The 23,866-nt window shown below is 54.0% G+C and carries 26 protein-coding genes and 1 tRNA gene; 7 read left to right on the plus strand and 20 right to left on the minus strand.

What is annotated here, in order from left to right:
• Nucleotides 1-5 precede the first annotated feature (5 nt).
• Nucleotides 6-1,091 (minus strand): chorismate synthase, encoded by a 1,086-nt coding sequence (gene aroC, locus AC07WB_RS13500; protein ID WP_494940661.1) that lies wholly within the window; start codon nt 1,089-1,091, stop codon nt 6-8.
• Between the two features lie 46 nt (nt 1,092-1,137).
• Nucleotides 1,138-2,070: a 50S ribosomal protein L3 N(5)-glutamine methyltransferase gene (gene prmB, locus AC07WB_RS13505; protein ID WP_494940662.1), complete on the minus strand. Its 933-nt coding sequence runs from the start codon at nt 2,068-2,070 to the stop codon at nt 1,138-1,140.
• A gap of 159 nt (nt 2,071-2,229) precedes the next feature.
• Between prmB and smrB the strand changes: the two genes are divergently transcribed.
• A complete protein-coding gene (gene smrB, locus AC07WB_RS13510) occupies nt 2,230-2,778 on the plus strand; it encodes an endonuclease SmrB (RefSeq protein WP_097096556.1) in 549 nt (182 codons plus the stop codon).
• Between the two features lie 46 nt (nt 2,779-2,824).
• On the opposite strand, the gene sixA is transcribed toward smrB, so the two are convergent.
• The 4 genes from sixA to AC07WB_RS13530 form a co-directional block, all read right to left on the minus strand.
• The gene (gene sixA / locus AC07WB_RS13515) at nt 2,825-3,307 is read right to left on the minus strand and encodes a phosphohistidine phosphatase SixA (protein WP_494940663.1); all 483 of its coding nucleotides are present in this window, start codon (nt 3,305-3,307) and stop codon (nt 2,825-2,827) included.
• A gap of 195 nt (nt 3,308-3,502) precedes the next feature.
• Nucleotides 3,503-5,632 carry a fatty acid oxidation complex subunit alpha FadJ gene (fadJ, locus tag AC07WB_RS13520; RefSeq protein WP_494940664.1) on the minus strand — a complete coding sequence of 710 codons (2,130 nt, stop codon included), beginning with the start codon at nt 5,630-5,632 and terminating at the stop codon, nt 3,503-3,505.
• Nucleotides 5,632-6,942 (minus strand): acetyl-CoA C-acyltransferase FadI, encoded by a 1,311-nt coding sequence (gene fadI, locus AC07WB_RS13525; protein ID WP_494940665.1) that lies wholly within the window; start codon nt 6,940-6,942, stop codon nt 5,632-5,634. The genes fadJ and fadI overlap by 1 nt, the downstream gene beginning before the upstream one ends.
• 167 nt (nt 6,943-7,109) lie before the next feature.
• A complete protein-coding gene (locus AC07WB_RS13530; protein WP_494940666.1) occupies nt 7,110-7,406 on the minus strand; it encodes a YfcZ/YiiS family protein in 297 nt (98 codons plus the stop codon).
• A gap of 358 nt (nt 7,407-7,764) precedes the next feature.
• On the opposite strand from AC07WB_RS13530, the gene fadL reads away from it, so the two are divergent.
• Nucleotides 7,765-9,051: a long-chain fatty acid transporter FadL gene (fadL, locus tag AC07WB_RS13535; protein ID WP_097096552.1), complete on the plus strand. Its 1,287-nt coding sequence runs from the start codon at nt 7,765-7,767 to the stop codon at nt 9,049-9,051.
• 46 nt (nt 9,052-9,097) lie between these two features.
• Here the strand turns inward: fadL and mlaA are convergent, their stop codons facing one another.
• From mlaA to ccmA, 10 genes are read right to left on the minus strand one after another with little or no spacing between them, the layout of a single operon-like run.
• On the minus strand, nt 9,098-9,865 hold the full coding sequence (mlaA, locus tag AC07WB_RS13540) for a phospholipid-binding lipoprotein MlaA (RefSeq protein ID WP_494940667.1): 768 nt from the start codon (nt 9,863-9,865) through the stop codon (nt 9,098-9,100).
• 35 nt (nt 9,866-9,900) lie between these two features.
• Nucleotides 9,901-11,112 carry a c-type cytochrome biogenesis protein CcmI gene (gene ccmI, locus AC07WB_RS13545; RefSeq protein WP_097096550.1) on the minus strand — a complete coding sequence of 404 codons (1,212 nt, stop codon included), beginning with the start codon at nt 11,110-11,112 and terminating at the stop codon, nt 9,901-9,903.
• A complete protein-coding gene (locus AC07WB_RS13550; RefSeq protein WP_400456596.1) occupies nt 11,112-11,567 on the minus strand; it encodes a cytochrome c-type biogenesis protein in 456 nt (151 codons plus the stop codon). The genes ccmI and AC07WB_RS13550 overlap by 1 nt, the downstream gene beginning before the upstream one ends.
• Nucleotides 11,564-12,121, minus strand: a complete 558-nt coding sequence (locus AC07WB_RS13555; protein ID WP_097096548.1) for a DsbE family thiol:disulfide interchange protein — start codon at nt 12,119-12,121, stop codon at nt 11,564-11,566. Before AC07WB_RS13555 ends, AC07WB_RS13550 begins: the two co-directional genes overlap by 4 nt.
• A complete protein-coding gene (locus AC07WB_RS13560) occupies nt 12,118-14,076 on the minus strand; it encodes a heme lyase CcmF/NrfE family subunit (RefSeq protein WP_494940668.1) in 1,959 nt (652 codons plus the stop codon). The genes AC07WB_RS13555 and AC07WB_RS13560 overlap by 4 nt, the downstream gene beginning before the upstream one ends.
• The gene (gene ccmE, locus AC07WB_RS13565) at nt 14,073-14,558 is read right to left on the minus strand and encodes a cytochrome c maturation protein CcmE (protein WP_097096546.1); all 486 of its coding nucleotides are present in this window, start codon (nt 14,556-14,558) and stop codon (nt 14,073-14,075) included. Before ccmE ends, AC07WB_RS13560 begins: the two co-directional genes overlap by 4 nt.
• Complete coding sequence (ccmD, locus tag AC07WB_RS13570; RefSeq protein WP_345828859.1) at nt 14,555-14,785, minus strand: heme exporter protein CcmD; 231 nt, start codon at nt 14,783-14,785, stop codon at nt 14,555-14,557. Before ccmD ends, ccmE begins: the two co-directional genes overlap by 4 nt.
• Nucleotides 14,782-15,522, minus strand: coding sequence for a heme ABC transporter permease (locus AC07WB_RS13575; RefSeq protein WP_097096544.1), 741 nt, complete (start codon nt 15,520-15,522; stop codon nt 14,782-14,784). The genes ccmD and AC07WB_RS13575 overlap by 4 nt, the downstream gene beginning before the upstream one ends.
• A gap of 57 nt (nt 15,523-15,579) precedes the next feature.
• Nucleotides 15,580-16,239 carry a heme exporter protein CcmB gene (gene ccmB / locus AC07WB_RS13580; RefSeq protein ID WP_097096543.1) on the minus strand — a complete coding sequence of 220 codons (660 nt, stop codon included), beginning with the start codon at nt 16,237-16,239 and terminating at the stop codon, nt 15,580-15,582.
• Nucleotides 16,239-16,853, minus strand: coding sequence for a cytochrome c biogenesis heme-transporting ATPase CcmA (gene ccmA, locus AC07WB_RS13585; RefSeq protein ID WP_345828856.1), 615 nt, complete (start codon nt 16,851-16,853; stop codon nt 16,239-16,241). Before ccmA ends, ccmB begins: the two co-directional genes overlap by 1 nt.
• 244 nt (nt 16,854-17,097) lie before the next feature.
• Here ccmA and AC07WB_RS13590 point away from each other — a divergent pair, with 244 nt between their 5' ends.
• On the plus strand, nt 17,098-18,012 hold the full coding sequence (locus AC07WB_RS13590; RefSeq protein WP_097096541.1) for a formate/nitrite transporter family protein: 915 nt from the start codon (nt 17,098-17,100) through the stop codon (nt 18,010-18,012).
• A gap of 87 nt (nt 18,013-18,099) precedes the next feature.
• Nucleotides 18,100-18,174: transfer RNA gene (locus tag AC07WB_RS13595), tRNA-Arg, on the plus strand.
• 134 nt (nt 18,175-18,308) lie between these two features.
• Here AC07WB_RS13595 and AC07WB_RS13600 read toward each other — a convergent pair.
• Nucleotides 18,309-19,178, minus strand: coding sequence for a helix-turn-helix domain-containing protein (locus AC07WB_RS13600; RefSeq protein ID WP_345828852.1), 870 nt, complete (start codon nt 19,176-19,178; stop codon nt 18,309-18,311).
• A 181-nt stretch (nt 19,179-19,359) separates the two neighbouring features.
• Here AC07WB_RS13600 and AC07WB_RS13605 point away from each other — a divergent pair, with 181 nt between their 5' ends.
• Nucleotides 19,360-20,259 (plus strand): DMT family transporter, encoded by a 900-nt coding sequence (locus tag AC07WB_RS13605; RefSeq protein ID WP_494940669.1) that lies wholly within the window; start codon nt 19,360-19,362, stop codon nt 20,257-20,259.
• Nucleotides 20,260-20,297: 38 nt separating this feature from the next.
• On the opposite strand, the gene AC07WB_RS13610 is transcribed toward AC07WB_RS13605, so the two are convergent.
• The gene (locus tag AC07WB_RS13610) at nt 20,298-20,537 is read right to left on the minus strand and encodes a hypothetical protein (protein WP_097096538.1); all 240 of its coding nucleotides are present in this window, start codon (nt 20,535-20,537) and stop codon (nt 20,298-20,300) included.
• A gap of 269 nt (nt 20,538-20,806) precedes the next feature.
• Here AC07WB_RS13610 and AC07WB_RS13615 point away from each other — a divergent pair, with 269 nt between their 5' ends.
• Nucleotides 20,807-22,024 (plus strand): L-lactate MFS transporter, encoded by a 1,218-nt coding sequence (locus tag AC07WB_RS13615; protein WP_097096537.1) that lies wholly within the window; start codon nt 20,807-20,809, stop codon nt 22,022-22,024.
• Nucleotides 22,025-22,308: 284 nt separating this feature from the next.
• Nucleotides 22,309-22,461 (plus strand): hypothetical protein, encoded by a 153-nt coding sequence (locus AC07WB_RS13620; RefSeq protein WP_494940670.1) that lies wholly within the window; start codon nt 22,309-22,311, stop codon nt 22,459-22,461.
• Nucleotides 22,462-22,528: 67 nt separating this feature from the next.
• Here AC07WB_RS13620 and AC07WB_RS13625 read toward each other — a convergent pair whose 3' ends face one another.
• Nucleotides 22,529-22,810, minus strand: a complete 282-nt coding sequence (locus tag AC07WB_RS13625; protein WP_097096536.1) for a putative periplasmic lipoprotein — start codon at nt 22,808-22,810, stop codon at nt 22,529-22,531.
• 251 nt (nt 22,811-23,061) lie between these two features.
• Nucleotides 23,062-23,865, minus strand: a complete 804-nt coding sequence (locus tag AC07WB_RS13630; RefSeq protein ID WP_494940671.1) for a hypothetical protein — start codon at nt 23,863-23,865, stop codon at nt 23,062-23,064.
• Nucleotide 23,866 lies beyond the last annotated feature (1 nt).

A 23,866-nucleotide genomic window follows, 5' to 3' on the forward strand; every position in this document is an offset into this window, starting at 1 on the left:
CGGGCTTACCAGCGCGGAACGTTGCTGTTAACATCACCGTTTTGCGCGCGCTGGCGCAGCAGATGATCCATTAACACAATCGCCATCATCGCTTCGGCAATCGGTACGGCGCGGATGCCGACGCAAGGATCGTGGCGACCTTTAGTGATCATCTCCACTTCTTCGCCATCGCGCGTGATGGTATTGCCCGGAACGGTAATGCTTGAGGTCGGTTTCATCGCCAGATTAGCGCTGATGGTTTGGCCGCTGCTGATGCCACCCAGAATGCCGCCCGCATGGTTGCTCTGGAAACCGTTAGCGCGGATTTCATCGCGATGCTGGCTGCCACGCTGGTTGATCACCGCGAAACCGTCGCCGATCTCCACGCCTTTTACCGCATTGATGCTCATCAGTGCATGCGCCAAATCTGCGTCCAGACGATCAAATACCGGCTCACCTAATCCCGGCGGCACGTTTTCAGCCAGCACGGTGACTTTGGCACCGATGGAATCGCCCTCTTTTTTCAACCCGCGCATCAGTTCATCCAGCGCCTCCAGCTTTGAGGCATCCGGGCAGAAAAACGGGTTCTCTTCCACGATGCTCCAGTCTTTCAGCTCACAGGCTACGTCGCCAATCTGTGCCAGATAGCCGCGCACCACAATGCCGTGCTTCATCTGCAGATACTTCTTGGCAATCGCCCCCGCGGCCACGCGCATTGCGGTTTCACGCGCGGAAGAGCGCCCGCCGCCGCGATAGTCGCGTAGGCCATATTTCTGCTCATAGGTGTAATCCGCATGGCCAGGACGGAACAGATCTTTAATTGCGCCGTAATCCTGCGAGCGCTGGTCAGTATTTTCAATCAGCAGGCCGATTGAGGTGCCGGTCGTCACGCCCTCAAACACGCCGGACAAAATTCTCACCTGATCCGGCTCGCGACGCTGGGTGGTATAGCGCGAGGTGCCGGGACGACGACGATCGAGATCGTGCTGAATATCGGCTTCGGTGAGCGGAATGCCGGGAGGCACACCGTCAACAATGCAGCCCAGCGCAATACCATGCGACTCGCCAAAAGTGGTTACGCGAAAAACTTGTCCGATGCTGTTTCCGGCCATGCTGATTCCTTGTTGCGATGTTGCGGGCGAGCGCTCGCCCTTTTATTTAGTCTTTATAGAATGAGAAATGGTGCTGTGCCGCTACGATTTGCTCACGCGTCAGCATAAATACGCCGTCACCGCCGTTATCAAACTCCAGCCAGGTAAACGGCACATCGGGATATTGATCGATCATGTGCACCATGCTGTTGCCGACTTCGCAAATTAGCACGCCCTGCTCGCTGAGATAATCTGGCACACATGCCAGAATGCGGCGTACCAGCTTCAGGCCGTCGCTACCTGCGGCAAGGCCGAGCTCCGGCTCGTGGCGATATTCATTCGGCAGATCGTCCATATCCTCCGCATCCACATACGGCGGATTGGTGACGATCAAATCGTATTTCACCGGCGGTAAGTTGCGGAACAGATCGGCGCGAATCGGCGTAACGTGGTTCAGCAAGCCATGTTCTTCAATGTTCTGCTCGGCAACGGCCAGCGCGTCAGTGGAGATATCCACCGCATCGACTTCCGCTTCCGGGAAAGCATAGGCGCAGGCTATCGCGATGCAGCCGCTGCCGGTGCACATATCAAGAATGTGATTAGGCGAATCGCCGATCAAACCGGCAAAGCGGTTTTCGATCAGTTCACCAATCGGTGAACGCGGAACCAGCACGCGCTCATCCACGTAGAACTCGTGGCCGCAGAACCAGGCTTTGTTGGTAAGATAAGCCACCGGAATGCGTTCATTGACGCGGCGAATAACGCGCTCAACGATGCGATGACGCTCGCTGGCGGTCAGACGTGCATGGCGCATATCTTCAGGAATATCCAGCGGCAACCATAGCGTTGGCAGAACCAGTTGGACTGCTTCGTCCCAGGGATTATCCGTGCCGTGGCCGTACCAAATTCCTGCCGCCGAAAAACGGCTGACTGCCCAGCGCAGCATGTCCTGAATGGTGTGCAGTTCGTTCACTGCCTCATCGACGAATATCTTGTCCACGTAGCCCTCCGCAGGCCATAAAATCAATCGGCCGATAGTGTGCCACGAAGCCGGGCAGAATTCAGCGCGGCGAGGTGAAAAAGCTGACATTTGTTAACGCTTGCGGTTAAGGTATGTCACCGACTGTTCACCCGTCTTTTCTAAATCAATCACAAAGCCATGAGTAAGAAAACGCCGCTAAGCCAGGACGATCAGGAGATGTTCCGCCAATTGATGAGTGGAACGCGCAAGCTGAAACAGGACACCATCGTGCACAAGCCGGTGGTGAAAACACGTGAAGTGCCGCTGAAACGTCTGATTTCAGAACAGGCGGATAACAGCCATTATTTCTCCGATGAGTTTCAGCCGCTGCTCTCCAGTGAAGGACCGGTTCGCTATGTGCGTGCGGATGTTAGCCACTACGAGCAGAAGAAATTACGCCGTGGCGATTACACGCCGGAGATTTTTCTCGATCTCCATGGGCTAACTCAGGTGCAAGCCAAACAGGAACTTGGTGCCTTAATCGCTGCCTGTCGTCGTGAGCATCTGTTCTGTGCCAGCGTGATGACTGGCCACGGCAAACATATCCTCAAGCAGCAAACGCCTCTGTGGCTCGCGCAACATCCGCATGTGATGGCGTTTCATCAGGCACCGAAAATGTTCGGCGGCGACGCGGCGCTGCTGGTGCTGATTGAAGTAGAAGAGTGGCAACCGCCTGAACTGCCGTAATGGCTGCGGTAGATAAGGATAGGGCCGCGATTGCGGCCCACAGAGATTAAATGGCTTTGGCCAATTTTGACGGGCTAACCTGCCACTCCAGCTTGCCTTCGCTGGCATCGGCATCAAAGTTTACACAGGCTATCGCAGAGGTAGCGAACATGGGCGGCGCTTCCTGCGGGCAAAGTTCAGAGACCAAATATCCCACCAGCGGCAGGTGAGAAATCACCAGCGCCGACTTAACGCCTTTGTGCGCCAGCGCCTGCAGATAACAGGCCACCATGCCTGGATCGCCGCCCGGCGTCAGTTCTGGCAGCACGTCCTGCCCTACCGGTAACTTCAGGGTTTCGCGTACCGTTGCGAGCGTTTGCTCGGCGCGCAAATAAGGACTCACTAATACCCGATCAATTTCTGGCGTTTTGCCATTGAGCCAGCTTGCCATCTGACGCGATTCGTCACAGCCACAAAGGGTGAGAGGACGAACGGAATCACTCGCTGCTTCCAGAGCTGCATCGCCATGACGCATGATAAAAACTTGCATAAAGCACCGCTGTTGTTTGTCGATATCGCCCGGTACCACAGCACCAGACGCTTCATTCTGCGAATGAACGGTGTGTTTTACCCCAATGGCTTCAGTATAGTCAACCGGTTGTTTATTAAATAAGCATATCTCAGAATGGTGCCGCGCTAGCCGTTGCGCGGCCACCATACTAACCCGCTGAATCTGTACGCCTATTCAAGATTGTGCAGAAGTGTAAAAATTCATTTTCTCTTCTGACAATGCGACCAGCGCCTCACTCGGCGTGAAACGATCGCCATGTTGCTGCATTAACGACCTTAATGCTTTGACGATATCGCCAATGCCGCGCTGATCCATATAGCGGAACGGCCCGCCCAGGAAGGGCGGAAAGCCGATACCAAATACGGCCGCGATATCGCCATCGCGCGCATTACGGATCACCGCCTCATCAAGACAACGTGCAGCCTCGTTCAGCATCATCAACACACAGCGTTCCGCAATCTGCGTTTCACTCTGTTTCGCCTGCGGTTTGACATGCAAAAGTGCGTAAATCGCTGCATCAGCTTTGCGTTTACCGGGCCAGCGTGAGCGCTGATAGTGATAGAAGCCCCGGTTGTTCTTCCGCCCTTTTCGCCCATCGGCCAGAATCGCGCTTGCGGCCTTGGGGGCACTAAAGCGCGACCCGTAAGCCTGCTCGAGAATTGGGCTGATTTTGCTGCCAACATCAATTCCCACTTCATCCAGCAGCTGGAGCGGCCCGACCGGGAATCCAAATTTTACCAGCGCACGATCGATATGCTCGATCGGTTCGCCTTCCTGCAAACAGCGCAGCGCTTCATTTATATAGGGTGCAAGAATACGGTTGACGTAAAAGCCAGGACGGTCAGCAACCACCACCGCCGTTTTACCCTGCTGACGCGCCAGCTGTACTGTGGTCGCCAGCGTTTGGGCCGAGGTATTGGCATGCGGAATCACCTCCACCAGCGGCATTTTGTCCACCGGGCTGAAGAAATGCAGGCCAATCACATTCTCCGGTCGCTTCGCGTTGGCAGCGATATCGCCAATCGGTAACGATGAGGTGTTGGAAGCAAAAATCGTATGCGGCTGGCAATGGCTTTCAATTTCGCTAACCATCTGCTGCTTCAGCGCCAGATCCTCAAAGACCGCTTCAATCACCAGATCGCGCTGGCTAAAGCCCTGATAATCGGTACCGCCGCTGATGCGAGCCATTTGCTGCTGACGCTCAGCCGCCTTCAGCTGACGTCGCTTCACCTTTTTACTCAGCAGCTCCCAGCTGTACTGCAATGCGTGGTTTACCCCCGCAAGATTGATGTCTTTGATGCGTACCGGCAAACCGGCCTTGAGCGCCGTCACGCTGGCAATGCCACCGCCCATCAAACCACCGCCGAGCACGCCAATCTGCTTTAGCTCGCGTGGTTCGGCACTCGCCATCGCTTCTTTCTTTAAAGCGGTTGAGGCAAAGAACAGGCTGCGCAGCGCCGCCGATTCTGGCGTCATCGCCAGTTGGCCAAAGGCGCGCGCTTCTGCCTCATGCCCGGCGCTGCTGCCCTGCTCAAGGCCAATGCGCACCACCTGTAAAATACGGTCAGCGGCAGGATAGTTGCCCTGAGTTTTATTGTTGGTCTGACGTTGCGCCAGCGCAAAGAGGATATGACGCGCAACCGGACCTTGCAGCAACCGATCGCGACGCGATAATGCTCTGCGCGCGCCTTTTCCTTTATGTACACGCGCAATTGCCGTTTCCAGCAGAATTGACTGTGGCACGGCATCATCAACAATACCGAGTTTGAGCGCCTGCCTGGCGCGCAGTTGCTTGCCGGTAAGGATCAGCGGCAGCGCCTGCTGTACGCCAATCAGTCGGGGCAGACGCTGCGTTCCACCAGAACCGGGCAATAATCCAAGCTGCACTTCCGGCAGGCCGAGGCGCGTTTTATCATCAAGTGTACAGATGCGTGCATCGCAGGCCAGCGCCAGCTCTAATCCACCGCCCAGACAGGCGCCGTGGATCGCCGCCACCACCGGAAACGGTAGCGCGGCAATCATCGCCATCACATCCTGGCCCTGCTTTGCCAGCGCTTCAGCTTCTTCAGCGGTTTGGCATTGGGCGATCATGCTGATATCCGCACCGGCAACAAAGTTGTCGCGCTTTCCGGAAATCAACACCAACCCCGCCAGCTGTTTGTGGCTACGCGCTTCATCCAGCACCGCTTTAATTTGCGGTACAAATTCCGCTTTCAGCGTGTTCATCTTCTCGCCTGGCACGTCGATGGTAATCACACCAACATGGTCGAGACGCATCTGTAAATGAAAGGCAGATTCGCTCATTATTCAGCCTCCAGAACCATTGCGGTGCCCAACCCACCCGCCGCACAGGCGGTGACTAAACCTAACCCGCCACCGCGCCGCCGCAGTTCCTGCAGCGTTTGCGTGATCATACGCGCGCCGGTAGCGGCAAACGGATGACCATAAGCAATTGAGCCGCCGAGTACGTTAAACCGCTCCTCATTCACCTCGCCTAATGCGTGAGGACGATTCAGCACCTCACGCGCAAAGCGTTCGTCACGGAACATTTTCAGGTTCGCCAGGGTTTGCGCCGCAAAGGCTTCATGCATATCAATTAGCGTGAGGTCGTTTAGCGTGATGCCGGCGCGATCCAGCGCCAGCGGCGAAGCATATGCCGGGCCGAGCAGCATATCCTGCCAGACATCAATAGCGGTAAAGGCATAGCTGCGCAGATAGCCGAGCGGTGTAATGCCCAATTCACGCGCGCGACCTTCACGCATGAGAATCACCGCCGCCGCGCCATCGGTTAACGGCGTGCTGTTGGCGGCCGTCACCGAGCCGTGGCGGCGATCAAATGCCGGGCGCAGTTTGGCGTAATCCCCTGCGCTCGCGTTAAAACGAATATTATTGTCCTGCTCGATCGGAGCTTTCCACGGCGGTACAAAGGCGGGCATGACTTCCTGCGTCAACACGCCCGATTGCCAGGCGCGTGCCGCGTGCTGATGCGAACGCAGCGCTAACGCATCCTGCTGCTCACGCGTGATGCCGTGCGATTTCGCCATCTGTTCGGCAGTATCGCCCATACGCAGCCCGGTAGAGTACTCCGCCACTGCCGGTGGTACCGGCAAGAGATCGCGTGGACGTAAGCGGCGCAAGATAGTGAGCTTCTGGCTGAAACTGCGCGCTTTGTTGAGATCGACTAACGCGCGCGCCAGGGTTTTACTCACGCCAATCGGCAGCACCGAGGAAGAGTCGGCACCTCCGGCAATGCCCGCATCGATTGTGCCAGCCATCAAGCTTTCCGCCACGTTAGCCACCGCCTGAAAACTGGTGGCGCAGGCACGGCTCACGCTGTAAGCATCGGTGTGCACGCCCAATCCGCTGCTCAGGACAATTTCACGCGCAATGTTCGGCGCTTCCGGCATCTGCACCACCTGGCCAAACACCAGCTGATCGATGATTTCCACCGGTAACTCGCTGCGCGCCATCAGTTCACTCACCACCATGCGCCCTAATTCAAGCGCAGGAATGCCGTGGAAATCCGTCGCCTGACGGGCAAAAGGGGTACGCAATCCGTGGGTTATGGCGATACGTTCGCCCTGACGCGTCAGCAGCGGCTGCGCTTTGCTCATTGCAATCACCTGTAATTTTCGACCAAGGCATCATTGCCAAACAGGTCTGACCTGATCATCAGTGTTAACTAAGTGTTGCTAAGTCGCCAATAACTAGAGGGAAAAAGTGCGAGGGAATACACGAAAATGAGTTAAGGCTGCCGAAGGGGATTCCGGCAGCGACGGGATTAGCGTAAGCCGAGCTGGAAGATCAGGGTTTCCGCCTGGCAGGCAAAAGTGAAGTCGACGCTTAAACGCACCGCGTCACCCTCTTGCGTAAACTCAGCACGAATATCGCAGGGATCGGATTCCACCTGACGCGCTTTTTCAGTCAAATGCGTGAGTATCGCATCAGCTGCATGACGATCGGCAAACACACCAGACCAACTAGCGGTGCAATCGGTATTATCCATCACGGTGCCAACATCTACACAGCAGCAGGCAGCCGTTTCGTTAGCACTACATTTATTAATGGCAGCAGTCATTATTCTCTCCTGACGATAAATCAACACAATCGGATCATTTTCTGCAGCAAAGTCTACGCCTACAGCCTTTTCACATCTATCATCAAGTCGCTAAGTGACGAATATCACACTAAAAATTGATCCAAAACAAAATTGACCGTTATGCTGAGGTTGAACCGCTAAGTTTTTGTTAAGCAGATCTGATTTTATCGATCAAATCAGAAATATTTAAAAAACAATATTGCAACAAATACACAGGTCGGACCTATACTCGTCGCACTGGTCTGATATGTCGTTTTGCCGTCAGTCCCTACAATTCGCCGCTCTTTGTTACGCGACGTAACAACGTTTAATAATAAATTTAGATGAGGTTGTGGTCATGAACCATAAAAACCTGTTTGCAAAGTCAGCTGTGGCAGCTGCAGTAACGCTCGTCTGTTCCCATGTTTACGCCGCAGGCTTTCAGCTTAATGAATTTTCAGCAATTGGTTTAGGTCGTGCTTATTCAGGTGAAGGCGCAATGGGCGATACCGCCGCATCTGCCAGCCGAAACCCAGCCACCATGGCGTTGATGGATCGTCCCTCTTTCTCCATCGGCGCGGTTTATATTGATCCCGAAGTCGATATTAGTGGTCAAAGTCCGTTGTCTGGTCGCAGCCTTGATGCGAAGAATATTGCGCCAAACCAGTGGATCCCGAATATTCACTACGTGCACCCGATTAACGATCAATGGTGGATCGGCGCCTCTGCAACCTCTAATTATGGCCTGGCAACTGAATTTAACGATGGTTATACCGCGGGCGGCTACGGCGGTAAAACCGACTTGATGACCGGCAACTTTAATATCAGTACCGCTTATCGACTTAATGAACACTTTAGCTTCGGTGTCGGTTTTGATGCGGTATATGCCAAAGCAAAAATTGAGCGTTATGCCGGTGAAGCCGGTGCATTGGCAGGACTGCCAGCGGATACTCAGGTTGCGCATTTAAAAGGTGATGAATGGGGCTACGGCTGGAACGCCGGAATCCTGTACGAAGTGGATAAAAATAACCGCTTTGGCTTTACCTATCGCTCAGAAGTAAAAGTCGACTTTGACGGTGACTATAAGAGCAACATCCCTTCCGCCTACAATGGCACGCCACAGGCGCTGGCTTTAGGTCTGCCGTATGGTACAAACGGTACCACTATCCCGGGTGCCTTGACCTTGAATCTGCCAGAGATGTGGGAAGTCTCCGGTTGGCATAAAGTTGCGCCGCAGTGGGCTGTGCATTATAGCCTGGCATACACCAGCTGGAGTCAGTTCCAAGAGCTGAAAGCCACCGGCAGCAATGGCCAGACGCTGTTCTATAAGGATGAAGGCTTCCACGATGCCTATCGAATTGCGTTGGGTACCACTTACTTCTATGACGATAACTGGACCTTCCGTACCGGTATCGCCTTTGATGACAGCCCGGTTCCTGCCGACAAGCGTTCCATCTCCATCCCCGATCAGGATCGTCTGTGGCTGAGCGCCGGTGCCTCTTACGCGTTCAATGAAGATGCGTCAGTCGATGTAGGCGTTTCTTACATGCACGGACAGAAAGTCACCGTAGAGGAAGGCCCTTACACCTTTAACTCTGAAGGTAAAGCCTGGCTTTACGGCGCGAGCTTTAACTATAAGTTCTGATGTCTCAAGAGATATGAAAAGGCGACTCATTGAGTCGCCTTTTTATTTATTGGGAGTCGATGTCTTTAAGATCGTCCTGAATCGCGCTGGCGTTCGGATTTTCTTCTGGCTTCAGCTTACCGCCGTTGGCAATAAAGTCATGGCGCTGGAAGTAAGCATTGCGAATGAAGGCGTAAGGATCTTGTTGCTGACGCAATATCGCATCAGAATCCAACAGCTGCGCACGCGTTTCAATACCTTCAAGCGTCCATTTCCCGACGGAGAGCGGCCAGCTCAGCCAGCTCAACACGGGATAGAGCGTATCGACGAAGTCACCACCATCTTCACGAACAGTGAAGCTGCCATAGGCCGGCAATTCAACGTACGGGCCGTAACCCACGCCGTAGCGTCCTAAGGTGCTACCAAAGCGATGCGGCACTTCACGTGCCAGCTCTGGGTTGGCTTTACCTGCCACGTCAATAAATCCACCCAGCCCTAACACGGTGTTAAGGAAGAAGCGGGTAAAGTGAATGCCCGCCTGACGCGGTTCCCCGACCAAAATGGCGTTGACCATGCTGGCAGGCTCCTCGAGGTTACCGAGGACATTACTTATACCGCTGCGTGCCGGTACCGGCACGTAATCACGCCAGGCCACCGCAACCGGACGCAAAACATAAGGATCCAGCACGTTATAGTTGAAGTTAAACATCTTGCGGTTAAAGCCTTCCAACGGATCGCTGCGTTGTGCAGGTTCCGTCGTGTCGGCCGGCTTTGAGCTGGCACAACCCACCAGCAGTAAACTGGCCAACGCCAAACCGGTCAGGCGGTTATTCATTCTTCTCTCCCTGTGCGGATCAGTAAGGTATCGCTTCAGGGCTGCTGTTGATTAATTTCCACAGCCAGTTGCTGATGACCATCCCAGGGTGTGACCGCGCTTAACCCAAACCAGTCACCAGACTGTGGATTAGCACTGCCGTCGCGCGAAATGCGCACCCTGACCTGCACCTGATGCTGCGCCGAAAGTAGGCGATCGGGCATCATGGCATTGCTGTCATCAAGCGTAAGCGATAACGGGAAGTGGCTCAGCGGTAACCGCTTCACAGCCACAGGCACCGGTGAAACACCGTCAGACACAGAAATATACATCACTCCGCCTTGCGGTAACATTTTTTCTGCCTGCGGCGTCAAACTCACCGTTAATGCCAGGCTGCTATTTTGCTGTCCTGCATCGGTTTTCGCTTGTTCAATGCTGCGTTCGATCATGGTGATGCGACGATCGCCTGGCGGTAACAGTTTCAACATCACCTGCCAGGCACCAATCGCCTCGTTATACTGCTGCTGCTCAAAGGCGTTAAACGCCAGCAGGCTCAAGGTACGCACATCGCTGTGATCGCGCTTGAGTAGCTCTTTGAGCATCAGACTGGCCTGACGATTATCCTGCGGATCGCTGGATCGCGTCAGCACTTCAGCGTAATCCTGCTGCAGCTCGAGATTGTCAGGTGCCAGCTGCAACGCATGCTCAAACGCCTGGCCCGCATCGGTCGCGTTATTCAGTACCATGCCCAGTCGCCCTAACATCGCCCAATCGTTAAGGTTGTTGGCATCACTTTGCAGTGCATTACGCAAGCCTAGCTGTAAGCGGGCCAACTCTTCCATCGTCAACGGCTGCGCATTGGGATCCATCACGCGAGCACGCAACACGGGATACGCCTGCTGCACGCTGACAAAGGCCGTCTGCTGGGCCAGGCCGCCGGTTTTCAGATACATACCCAGTGACACCACCAGCAGCATAATGACGCCCGGCAGCAATACCCAGCGGCTGCTGTGGTGAATATGAGCAGCATCCTGCTGTGGAATATCAGTTAATAGCGTTTGTTGTAGCTCGCGTACCATTTCCGGTCGCTCAGCCACAACCCCCTCTTCTTCATCCCGCTCCAGCTCGCGCAGACGCTGTTGATAGAAGTCGGTATTGAGGCGATCGCGGTCGCCCGTGCTGACTTCACGTTGACGCCAGCCTGCATACAGAAACAGCGCGATTGCTGCCAGCAACAAAATAATCAGGGTAATCCAGAATCCAGTCATTACGGCTTCCCGTCACGCTTGAGTAACGCCGCAAGGCGCTGTTGTTCATCGTCGTCCAGCTCGCTACGCGTTTTGCCGCGGCGATTACGCAGAACAATAATTGCGGCCCCTAATACCACGAACAGCGCCGGCCCCACCCATAAAATCAAGGTGGATGGCGTAACTGGCGGTTCGTAGGTCACGAAGTTGCCGTAGCGCGCCACCATGTAATCAATGATCTGCTGACGATTTTCACCCTGCTTCATCAGCTCGTAGACCTTGAGGCGCATATCTGCGGCGATCATCGCGTTAGAGTCGGCAATGCTGTTGTTCTGGCATTTCGGGCAACGCAACGAGGCGGTGAGTTCGCGGTATTGCTCTTCCTGCTGTACCGAATCGAACTGATAAGTATCGATTGCCGCCCACAGGCTGGTACTGAGAACAATGCCCGCCACTAAAAGAAGCAGTCGTTTCATGCGCCCGCCTCCTGGTTATATTTGTCCCATAGCGGTTTCACTTCTTCGAGCCAAACGCGATCGTTCATGTCGCCCGCGTGGCGATAGCGAATAATACCTTTGCCGTCGATCAGGAAAGTTTCCGGCGCGCCGTAAACGCCCAGATCCAAGCCCAGCATGCCGTCGCCATCATAGAGACTCAGTGCATAAGGATTCCCCAGGGTGTTCAACCAGGTTACCGCTTTGCTGCGATCGTCTTTATAGTTCAGGCCAACCACACGGATGCCTTTTTCCGCCAGCGTATTGAGGTATTGATGCTCCGCGCGGCAGGTTGGGCACCAGGTCGCCCAGACATTTAGCAGAATCGGCTTACCATCGGTCAGCACATGCTGGTCATAGATTTTACCTGGCTTATCGAGCGCTTCGAGTTTAAACACCGGCACAGGTTTGCCGATCAGCGCCGATTCGAGGCGCGTAGGATCATCGCCATTGGCGTTGCGCGACAGCTGCCAGAGCAGCGCCGCCGCCAGCAGTAAAAACAGGACTAGCGGGATAAAAAGGATTTTTTTGTTCATACCAGCTCCTCGCGCTCTGCTTTTTTACGCGAGCGATAACGGGGATCGAACAGGCAGAACAGGCCGCCCACCGCCATAAACACGCCGCCGTACCAGATCCAGCGAACAAAAGGTTTGTAGTAGATACGCACTGCCCATGAACCGTCATCCAGCTCTTCACCGAGCGCCGCATAAAGATCGCGCGTGAAACCGCCGCTGATGGCCGCTTCGGTCATCATGGTGCGTGCCGCCGCGTAAAAGCGTTTTTCTGCCTGCATCACCGCTTCCGGCTTGCCGTTGCGCGTCACTTCAATGATGGCTTCACCACCGCTGTAGTTCGGGCCCTGCAGGTTGCGCACACCGTGGAAAGTAAAGTGATAGTTGTGGATGTCGACACTATCGCCGGCTTTCATACGCACATCACGCTCAACGCTGTATTGGGTGCTAAAAGCGATACCCACCACCGTGACCGCCACGCCAAGATGGCCCAGCACCATGCCCCAATGGCTGCGCGAGAGATGACGCAATCCTTTGAAGAAGGAGTGGCGATGCGTTGCGCGCTCGTGCAGCTCCATCAGCGTCAGCATGATCACCCAGATCGACATCAGCAGGCCGATGACCGTCATCGCTTCGATGCGATCCTGCAACAGCCACGGCAGTGCGATGGACAAAATCAGCGTTACCAGCAGACCAACTCCAAGACGCTTCCACAACTTCTGCGGCTGATCGCGGCGCCAGCGTACCAGCGGGCCAATGCCCAGCATCAGCGCAAACGGCGCCATCAGCCAGGTGAACATGGTATTAAAGAAAGGTTCGCCAACGGAGATACTGCCCAAGCCTAACTGTTTATGCACCAGCGGCAAAAGTGTACCCAGCAGGACCACCAGCATCGCCGCGATCAGTAGTACGTTGTTGCCTAACAGGAAGGATTCGCGCGACCAGGCTTCACTCTGCACGCGGCTGCGCACCTGGCCACCTTTTAACGCATATAGTAGCAGCGAGCTGCCAATCACAATCACCAGGAACGCGAGGATAAACATGCCGCGCGCCGGGTCAGAGGCGAATGAGTGCACTGAAACCAGCACGCCGGAACGCACAAGGAAGGTGCCAAGCAGGCTTAAAGAGAACGCAGTAATCGCCAGTAACACCGTCCACGACTTAAAGCTACCGCGCTTTTCGGTGACGGCCAGTGAATGCATCAGCGCCGTGCCGGCCAGCCACGGCATAAAGGAGGCGTTTTCTACCGGATCCCAGAACCACCAGCCGCCCCAGCCAAGCTCGTAATAGGCCCAGGCAGAACCGAGCACGATACCAATGGTTAAAAACACCCATGCGGCAGTGGTCCACGGACGTGACCAGCGCGCCCATGCGGTATCCAGGCGCCCCGCCATCAGTGAAGCAATGGCGAAAGCGAACGCGACTGAGAAACCAACATACCCCATATACAACAGGGGCGGATGGAAGATCAGCCCGATATCCTGCAACATCGGATTGAGATCGCGTCCATCGATCGGGAAGTTCGGCAAGGTGCGCGTAAACGGATTCGAAGTAAGAATGATAAACAGCAGGAAGCCCAGATTAATCATGCCCATTACCGCCAGCACGCGCGCCAGCGCATCCTGCGGCATACCGCGGCTGAAAATCGCCACCGCTAAAGTCCAGGTGCTTAGCAACAATACCCACAACAACAGAGAACCTTCATGCGCCCCCCAGGTTGCTGCGATACGATAGTAAACCGGCAGCAGAGTATTGGAGTTGGTGGCGACATAGCCCACGGTAAAATCATTCACCACAAAGGCGTGCACGAGCACCAGGAATGAAGCCGCGACACAGATAAACAAACCCCACGTCAGCGGGCGAGCCATCGCCATTAAACGTGCATCCTGACGCGCCGCGCCCCAGAGCGGATAAACACTCAGCAGTAGCGCCAGGCCGAGCGCCAGACACAGTAAGAAGCTACCGATTTCCGGCATCATGATTGCGCTCCCGCCTGTTGATAAGCGGACGCGGGTCCGGTGTGATTCTTCTTCATCGCATCTTCAATTTCAGGTGGCGTATATTTTTCATCATGCTTCGCCAGCACTTCTTTGGCATTCACCAGGTTGCCCTCTTCCAGTACCCCCTGCGCGACCACGCCCTGCCCTTCGCGGAACAGGTCCGGCAAGATGCCTTCGTAACTGACATTCACCACGCCGTTGGCGTCATACAGTTTGAATGAGACGGCGAGGGTTTTCGCATCGCGCTTAACGCTACCTGGCATCACCATGCCACCAATGCGCAGGCGCTGGCCCGGCTCGGGCTTCTGATGATCTTCGCCCTTGCCGTAGAGAATTTCGCTCGGGGTATAAAACAGGTCGATGTTGGAACGCAGCGCGTACATTACCAGCGACGTTGCCAGGCCCAGCCCGATCAACACCGCTATCGCCACATACAGGCGATTACGACGACGGATATTCAAACGGATTCTCCTGCTTCATTGGCCGTTTTTTTCGATTTGGCGGCGCGAATACGGCGCTCCCTGGATTGACGCTGGCGAATTTCTGCCAGCATTCGGCGGCGAAAGAGCACGGTGTGCAGCACCAGGCCGAAGAGTGGAATCAACGTGAGAATGACGGCCAGCCAGACGTAAAACGCATAGCCGCCCATGGCGAAGAAATCGCTGAGTGATGCGAAGGCTGGCGTCATGATTTGCCCCCTCCCTGCGCAACATCAATCGCCCACGGACGATGGCGCTCGGTAAAGAGGATCAGATTACGCAGGCGCATCAGCGTTAAGGCGCCGAACACCAGCAAGTAACCAAGAATTGACCAGCGCAGCGGCGTACGCATACTGGGATCGATGGCCTGCTGGAGAATGCCCGATGAGCCCTGATGCAGGGTGTTCCACCACTGAACCGAGAAGTGAATGATCGGCAGATTGACCACACCAACCAGAATTAAAATCCCTGCGGCACGACCGGCAGTGCGGCGGTCGTCAAACGAGTGGTAGAGCGCGATGACACCCATATAAAGGAACAGCAATACCAGCTCAGATGTCAGGCGTGCATCCCAGATCCACCAGGTACCCCACATCGGTTTGCCCCAGGCGGAACCGGTGACCAACGCGATAAAGGTAAATACAGCGCCGATCGGCGCCATCGCGGCCGAGACCAGATCAGCCATCTTCATCTGCCACACCAGGCCGATAAAGGCCGCGATCGCCATTGACGCATATACGCCCATTGACCACATCGCAGCCGGCACGTGAATGTACATAATTCGGAAGCTGTTGCCCTGCTGATAATCCGCCGGAGCAAAGCCGAAGCCCCATATCCAACCGAGTAACAGCGTGCCAACACCCAGCACCGCGAACCAGGGAATCAAGCGACCGCATAGCTGGTAAAGCCGCTCAGGCTTTGCCCACTGGTGTAACCATTTCCACATTTTGCATTGCTCACAATAAAAAGAATTCAGATTTCGGCCGCTCTGGGGCGACACGAATTAATGCAGACTAATACGCAAGGCCGCAGCCGTCGCAAACGGCGACAAGGTTGCGCTCACGGCCAGCATTGCGCCCAGAATCGCCAGATAACCCCCGATCGGTAATCCCATGCTGGCCGCATCAATCGCTGCGCTGGCAAAAATCAAAACCGGTATCGATAACGGCAACACCAGCAGACTGAGTAACACCCCACCGCGTCGTAGTCCGACCGTCAATCCGGTGCCAATCGCACCCAGAAAGCTCAGCGTTGGGGTGCCAAGTAACAGCGTCAGCGCCATCGCGCGCCAGCCAGAGAAATCCAGCGAGAGTAATAAGGCGGCCAGCGGCGATAATAAAATTAAAGGCAGGCCGGTAATTAACCAGTGAGCAATCACTTTGCCCAGCACAGTAAGCGGCAGCGGCGTTGGCAGCAGGAGTAATTGCTCAAGCGAACCATCAAGAAAATCATCGCGGAACAGCCGCTCAAGCGCCAGCAGCGAGGCCAGTAAGGCAGCAACCCATGCTACGCCCGGCGCAATACGCGCCAGTTGTTGCGGCTCTGGTCCAATACCTAATGGAAACAGCGTGATAACAATCAGGAAAAACCACAGCGGATTAATTACCTCAGCGCCGCTGCGGAAGGCGATTTTTAATTCGCGCTGAATGACCCGGCCTAACATCAAGCCCACTCCGAAGTAAGGCGAATTTTACGCACGCGATCCCGATTACCGGGGAGATCCTGATGCGTGGTGAGAATCACCGCACCACCGTTATCGGCATGAGCAGCGAAACGCGCCATTAATTTTTCCACGCCACCTTTATCAATGGCGGTAAGCGGTTCGTCGAGGATCCACACCGATGCCGGGCTGAGCCACAGTCGGGCCAGTGCCACGCGTCGCTGCTGCCCTGCGGAGAGTTGCGCTACCGGCACCTCTTCAAACCCCAGTAAATCAACCTGTTCAAGGGCATCAAAGATCGCGTTTTCATTGCTGCTACCGTGCCAGAAATGCAGATTCTCTAATGGAGAAAGTACCGATTTCACGCCAGGATGATGGCCGATATACAGCAGGTTTTGTTGCCATATTTCGCGCTGCTGGCGGATTGGCTGTGTTTGCCACAGTACTTCACCTTCTTCCGCGCGGCTTAATCCGGCCAGCAAGCGCAGCAGTGACGTTTTGCCAGCCCCGTTCGGCCCTTCGATTTGCACAATGTCGCGCGGTTGCACCCGGAAGCTCAATCCGTGAAACAAGGTTCGCTCATCACGAACGCATGAGAGATTAATGACTTCGAGCATAAGAAGGGAGAATCACGGCAATGAATGAGGCGGGGATAATACCACAATGAATCTGTGGGCCGAAGCCTGTGAGCCCGTCACCCCTTACCCCAAATGAGGTATTCATGCGCATCAGATCAATGAATCGCTCAAAAATCCATCTCAGTTAAAACTTCGTTACTCTTATTTTGAATCTTCGTAACAAAATACCCTTGCTAAAACCAACTACGCTTATTACGCATTGGCATTATCACCAGGGGAAAACATGAAACATTCACCATCGATTTCAAACAGTGACAACGATGTAGAGAGTGATGAAAAAGATCAAGGCAAGGAGATTGAAGTCGATGAAGATGCTCTGCCCTCGCAGGCCGCGGCGATTCATGAAGAGATTCGCCAGGATGGGGAAAAAGAGTTAGAACGCGATGGTATGGCGCTGCTGTGGTCTGCCGTGGCCGCGGGATTGTCGATGAGCGCATCCTTGATGGCAAAAGGCATTTTTCAGGTCCATTTGAAAGGCGTACCCGGCGCATTTTTACTGGAGAACCTGGGATATACCTTTGGTTTTGTCATCGTGATAATGGCGCGTCAGCAGCTGTTTACCGAGAATACCGTAACTGCCGTTTTACCCGTGATGCACAAACCCACCGGCAGCAACTTTGCTCTGCTGTTGCGCCTGTGGGGCGTGGTGCTGGTCGGCAATTTAATCGGTACCGCATTGGGCGCATTAGCCTTCAATCATATGCCGATTTTTGACGATGCTACCCGCCAGGCCTTTACCGCTATCAGCGAAAAAGTGATGGTAAACCCACCAAGCGAAATGTTCGCTAATGCGGTTATTTCCGGCTGGATTATCGCCACCATGGTATGGATGTTCCCCTATGCGGGCGCGGCAAAAATTGTGGTAATTGTCATGATGACCTGGCTGGTTGCGCTCGGAGACTTAGCGCATATCGTGGTGGGCTCCGTTGAGGTGCTGTATCTGGTGTTTGCCGGTACGCTGCCCTGGTATGAATTCTTTTGGCCTTTTGCGCTGCCCACGCTGCTCGGCAATATCACCGGCGGTACGCTTATTTTTGCTTTGATCAGCCATGCGCAGATTCGTAATGACATGAGTGAAGCGGCAAAAGCGAAAGCGCGTGCGGAACAGAAGCGGAAAAAGAAGCAAAAACAGGTGTGAGGTTGGCCTTATATTGTTGATAGATTGAGCGATCAACCTTCGCGTAGTTAAAATTAACCGCGTGGTGCGTTATACTGCGCGCCCGGCGTCTCCTTAGTTAAATGGATATAACGAGCCCCTCCTAAGGGCTAGTTGCAGGTTCGATTCCTGCAGGGGACACCAGTTAATTGCCGTTCTCCCTCTTAAATCAGCCCTCTCGCTACGGCAAGCGTTCATGCATCCGTGCTTATTATTCTCGCCACAACTCATTTTGTTTGCTGGTTAATCGCCTCAAGCCGATCGCTTTTAGTGCCCTATTAGCCCTGATCTTGCCGCCATGCCGAAGGCGTAACGCCATGCAGTTGACGGAAGCGGTTACTGAAGTGACTTGATGAGTGGAAACCGCATCGCAACGCGATTTCCGTTAGCGGTAGACGGCTAAATTTCAGCAGCTGCAAAGCGGCATCCATGCGGCGACGCATGACGTATTGATGCGGCGCTTCGCCGACGCTACTACGGAACATACGGGCAAAATGGTATTCGCTCAATGCAGCCTCAGAGGCTAATTGCGCCAGTGTTAAAGGTTGTTCGAGCTGCGCGTCGATATAAGCCATTATCCGTCGCAGTACCGCAGGGGCGAGGCCACCGCGCACCTGCGGCGTATGCCACTGCACATCACTGTAGCGCTGTAACAGATGCGTCATCAATAACGTTGAGGTACTGCTCAGCATCAACTGATTGGCTGGCTGCTGCCAGTCGGTGCTTAACAGAAAGTGGCGATAGAGCTGCGTGATGCGATCGTCAGCGGCAAATACCTTTTCATGCAAATTGAGTTGTGATGGGCTGCGATCCCAAATTTGCTCACCCAGATGGCGGAGATGCTCATCGGTACAGTAAAGATGAACAAAGGAGAGATCGGCACGGATATCCCACACCGATTCTACGCCGCCGGGCATCAGGCAAAAGCGATCTGGTCCACCGCCGTTGCGCCAGCCGTGCTGAGTTTTATGCCATGTTTCATAGCCGTCGGCGGTATACAAGCTCAGCGTATGGTGATTGCTGAGGTTAGTGACGCGATCGCCGCTGTTAAACCATGCCGCCAGCTTGATACCGCTCGAAAGCTGTACGCTATCGCGCAGTTGCGCTTTATGCCGCTGTAGCATGTTAAAGGTCTGATAATCGGCCATGGTTTACTATCGCTCGCAGTTGATTAGCGCACAGTGTACGGATCTCAGCAGACAGAGAACAGGCCACGGCAGGACAAGGAAAGAAAAAGCGCAAGATTTTGCAATTGTCTCGCAAAAGCGTGCAAGCCGACGATGAGCATTCGCGCCACACTGCGGGCCAGTTCTTGCCGGAGAGTTTGTGATGAATTTAATGTTGTATCTTGCCGTTGTGATGATTTGGGGCACTACCTGGATCGCCATTTTCTTGCAGCAGGAAGCGGCTGAAACGCCGGTATTGGTGGCGGTGTTTTGGCGGTTTTTACTGGCTTCACTGGTGATGTTGGCGATATTAAAACTGATGCGCCGCCTGCGCGCGCTCGATAAGCGCGATCACCTCTTTTGCCTGCTACAAGGCTGCTGTGTGTTTGGCTTTAACTTTGTCTGCTTCTACCATGCAGCGGCGTGGATTAGCAGCGGACTGGAGTCGGTCATCTTCTCAATGGCAGTACTTTACAACGCACTCAACAGCTGGATTTTCTTTCGTCAACGCCCTTCGTTTCGTCTACTGCCTGCCGCGGTTCTTGGCCTTGGCGGCATTGTCGCGCTGTTCTGGAATGATATTCAGGCTGCGCATCCCGCCCCGCAACTGTTGTGGGGTGTGGGTTTGAGTGCGCTTGGTACCCTTGGTTTCTCATTCGGAAATATGATTTCCCTGCGTCATCAGCGTCGGCAGCGTGATGTGCTCACCACCAACAGCTATGCCATGCTTTACGGCGCGTTGGTGATGGCTGCATTGGCATTACTTAACGGCGACTCGCTGGCTCCAGCGCTGTACGTCCAGTGGCTATCCGCCATGGGCTATCTGGCGATATTCGGTTCAGTGTTGGGATTTGGCGCTTACTTCACGCTGGTGGGTCGTATCGGTGCCAGCCAGGCAGCGTATAGCACGCTACTCTTCCCGTTGGTAGCGCTCACGCTCTCAACCCTTTATGAGGGGTATCATTGGCACAGTAATGCCATTATAGGCTTAGTCATGATTTTGGCGGGCAATATGGTGATGTTTGTACGCTGGCCTACGCCGAGGCGCTTGCGCCCGGCATGAAAAACGAGAGCGGGCATTGCGCCCGCTCTTTTGTTCCTCTAGCGCCAGCCCTGAACGCCGATATTGAGCTGGTGAGGTTTAGTGATGGCTTTCCTGGCAATCCAGTAAAGCAGGACGCGTTCATCGTCTTTGTCGCGGTCGGCCATTGCCAGTAATTTCAGCGACAATGTGGATTTATTCACTGGTTGATGCTCATCGCTTAACTCGATCACCGCCTGACCGATAATGCAGCAAACCTCATCCTCGCTCGACGTGGATTCATATGCTCGGTCTTTCATATTTCCTCCTCTTGAATGAATTTTAAGCCTGGCAAACATCGCCAGCTTTGCAGGCAATATAGCGCCAAAGATACACCTGCTTACACATGGTTACCCGCAGCAATCGCTACGCTTGAAATGACATCACGATCTGTCATCGCAATGTCATTCATACCCGTTTCGCTGCATTTCATTCCCTTGTCTTGTCTCTTCGCGCCAATGCCCACCCCGCACGCGCGAAGGCACTTTATTATCGCCTCAGATTCCGCATTCTCGAATGAGAGACAAAAATGAAAACAGCAACCAACGCGAATTACCAACGTACTCGCATACTTACTCTAATCGGCACCATTATCACTCAGTTCGCTTTGGGCTCGGTTTACACCTGGAGCCTGTTTAACGGTCAGCTGGCACAGAAACTGGATGCGCCTATCAGCCAGGTGGCCTTCTCGTTCGGATTGCTCAGTCTTGGCCTGGCAATCGCATCATCACTGGCCGGGAAGTTGCAAGAACGTTTTGGCGTGCGCAACGTAACCATCGGCGCAGGTATTCTCATGGCGTTAGGGTTCTGGCTGACAGCTCATGCCGACAATCTGATGATGCTGTACCTCAGCGCCGGTATCCTGGTTGGACTCGCAGATGGTGCCGGTTATTTGATGACACTATCAAACTGCGTGAAATGGTTCCCTGAGCGCAAAGGACTGATTTCTGCCTGCTCTATTGGTGCATACGGATTAGGAAGTCTTGGTTTCAAATTTATTTGCGGTGCGCTGCTCAGTACTCAAGGCCTCGAAAACACCTTCATGATTTGGGGTGTCCTGGCCATGAGTATGATCATTTTCGGTGCGCTGATGATGCGTGATGCGCCCATGCAGAAAAGTGGTGGCAACGCGCTGCTTGAGGCAAAAGATTATACCCTCGCACAGTCGATGCGCTTACCGCAGTATTGGATGCTGGCGCTGATGTTCCTGACGGCTTGCATGAGCGGTTTGTACGTCATTGGCGTGGCGAAAGATATCGGCGAAGGCATGGTGCATCTTAGCGCGCAGACAGCAGCGAATGCGGTGACGGTGATTGCAATAGCCAATCTCAGTGGTCGTCTTATTCTTGGTGTGCTTTCGGACAAAATGGCGCGTATTCGTGTGATTACGCTCGCGCAGATTGTCTCCCTAGCAGGTATGAGTATTCTGCTGTTCACTCACATGAATGAAACCACCTTCTTCCTGTCATTAGCCTGCGTCGCCTTTAGCTTTGGCGGTACCATCACCGTATTCCCGTCACTGGTGAGCGATTTCTTTGGGCTCAATAACCTGACCAAGAACTATGGCTTAATCTACCTCGGCTTCGGTATCGGCAGCGTACTGGGTTCTTTGGTCGCCTCCGCGTTCGGTGGTTTTACCGTTACCTTTAGCCTGATTATGACCTTGCTGGTGATTTCACTGGTGCTGTCGCTCAGCATCCGTCTGCCAAATCGTCAAACCGTGGCAGAACCTTTATTGAATAATTAACCCTATCGGACTGCCGCTTTATTCGGCGGCAGTCATTCTCTTCACCATTTATCCAGAATACACTTTTATTAAGACCCGCTATTATTCACCCTTGCCTTTCGGAATAATCGCGTTATTATTATCAGGCATTCGGTCTATTCCGATTGGTTTATTTTAGCGCCCGCCATTTTTAGCATTTAATTGACACACTCCGTAATACATCCAGTAATAACTCTACATTTCCTGCATCTTCACTCCACTATTCCACTGTAATCTGGCGTCATTGGAACAGAGGAGGACTCTCCATGAAAAAGCTCATTAAGGTTGCGTCAGTGGTAGCCATTATGACGATGTTAAGTGGCTGTATTATCGATCACGGTCGCGGCGGCCCTGGCTGGGGCCATAACGGAGGTGGAGGCTGGCATCATGGGCATGGCGGTTATGGACACCGCAGATAGTTGGGCAAAGCACACACAGCAAATAATAAGAAAATGAAAAGGGCGGGAATTATCCCGCCCTATTTTTTTAGCTTTTTACCGCATAATTGCATTGATACCAGGCTTTCTTTAATCCGGGCAAATGGCTTTTTTGCGCAGGCAATGATTCCACTTTGTCAAAACCCCGCTGACTACAATAATTTGCCAGGTCAATTTCCATGGCATCTTTATTAAGCTTTTGCGGATCGTAGCGATACTGTACGGTATTTGAGCTGATATCTTCATCCACGCGCTCAAATCCTCCCGGCTTGCTGACACTGCACCCGGCCAACATAAAAAGCGCCAAAGCGCTAACAAACACTTTTTTCATTAGGATGTCCTCTCAAGCGTCGCAGTCTAAAATGCAACGCCGCGCTCATCTATAGGAGTAAAGCGCGAAATGTCTGGTTACTGCGAAGTTTTTGCCAATCAAATCAATAAAACCAAACGGTTTTGCTTATCACACCACCGGTGCGATGATGCCCTCAGACAAAACGACGTCTGCACCACACCAGGTGATTACATAAAAATGATACGGAAAGTGACCTTTATGCCCGCGCTGAGCGGGCTTTTTTTTGCCCGCTAACCGGTAAGGCTGACCATCTTACGCAAAAGATTGGCGGCCTGTTTGTCAGGCAATGCGAGAATGCCGTTATAGAGATCGATCGACATCGCACACATCGCATCGCGATCGACGGCAGTATCAGCAGGCATATTGAGTTGTTGCAGCCTATCGCCCCACTTGCCATACAACTTCTCCACGACGCTTTGCAGATCGCGCTGCGCTGCAGCCTGATCTAGCGGCTGTTCCTGACCGGTGCTCTGCTGAAGCAAGGTTTCAAGTGCCTGAGCGTCTCGCTGATTCAATTCGGGCGACAGCACCTGTTGCAGGTTAACGCCGCCATTCACCTGGGGATAGAGGAAGCGGAAGCAGCGCTGTGGTTCCTGCTGTTGCAGCGCCTGCATCTCTTCAACCGACACGCGCACGTAGTTGAGAATTGCCGTATCGGGAGCACGCGTAAGGCGCTGATTCACCAGATCCATCAGCCAACCACGCATATCGCCCAGAGCCTGATCGGCGGGTACGCCTTCCAGCCGCTTATGCAGCAGCTCGCGATTCAGCAGCTGCCACAGCGCGGGTTCCTGAATTTTTAGCAGGCGATAACCGGGCGCGAGGCTGAGCTGTGTCGCGACGTCAGAGACTAACGCCTGCCGCTCCTGTCGCGGATGTAGCCAACTGAACCACAGCAAATTCGCCAGAACGAGCGGCAGCAGAAACAGCAGCACCCCTTGCCAAACGCTTAGCGAGGTGGTGCGCACCAGCAAAATGATAATGATCGCCAGCAGCACGAAAGCGGCAAGCGTAATAGGAAAAAGCGAGAGCATC

This window comes from Pantoea sp. GW821-FHT03E06 (genome assembly GCF_059420725.1).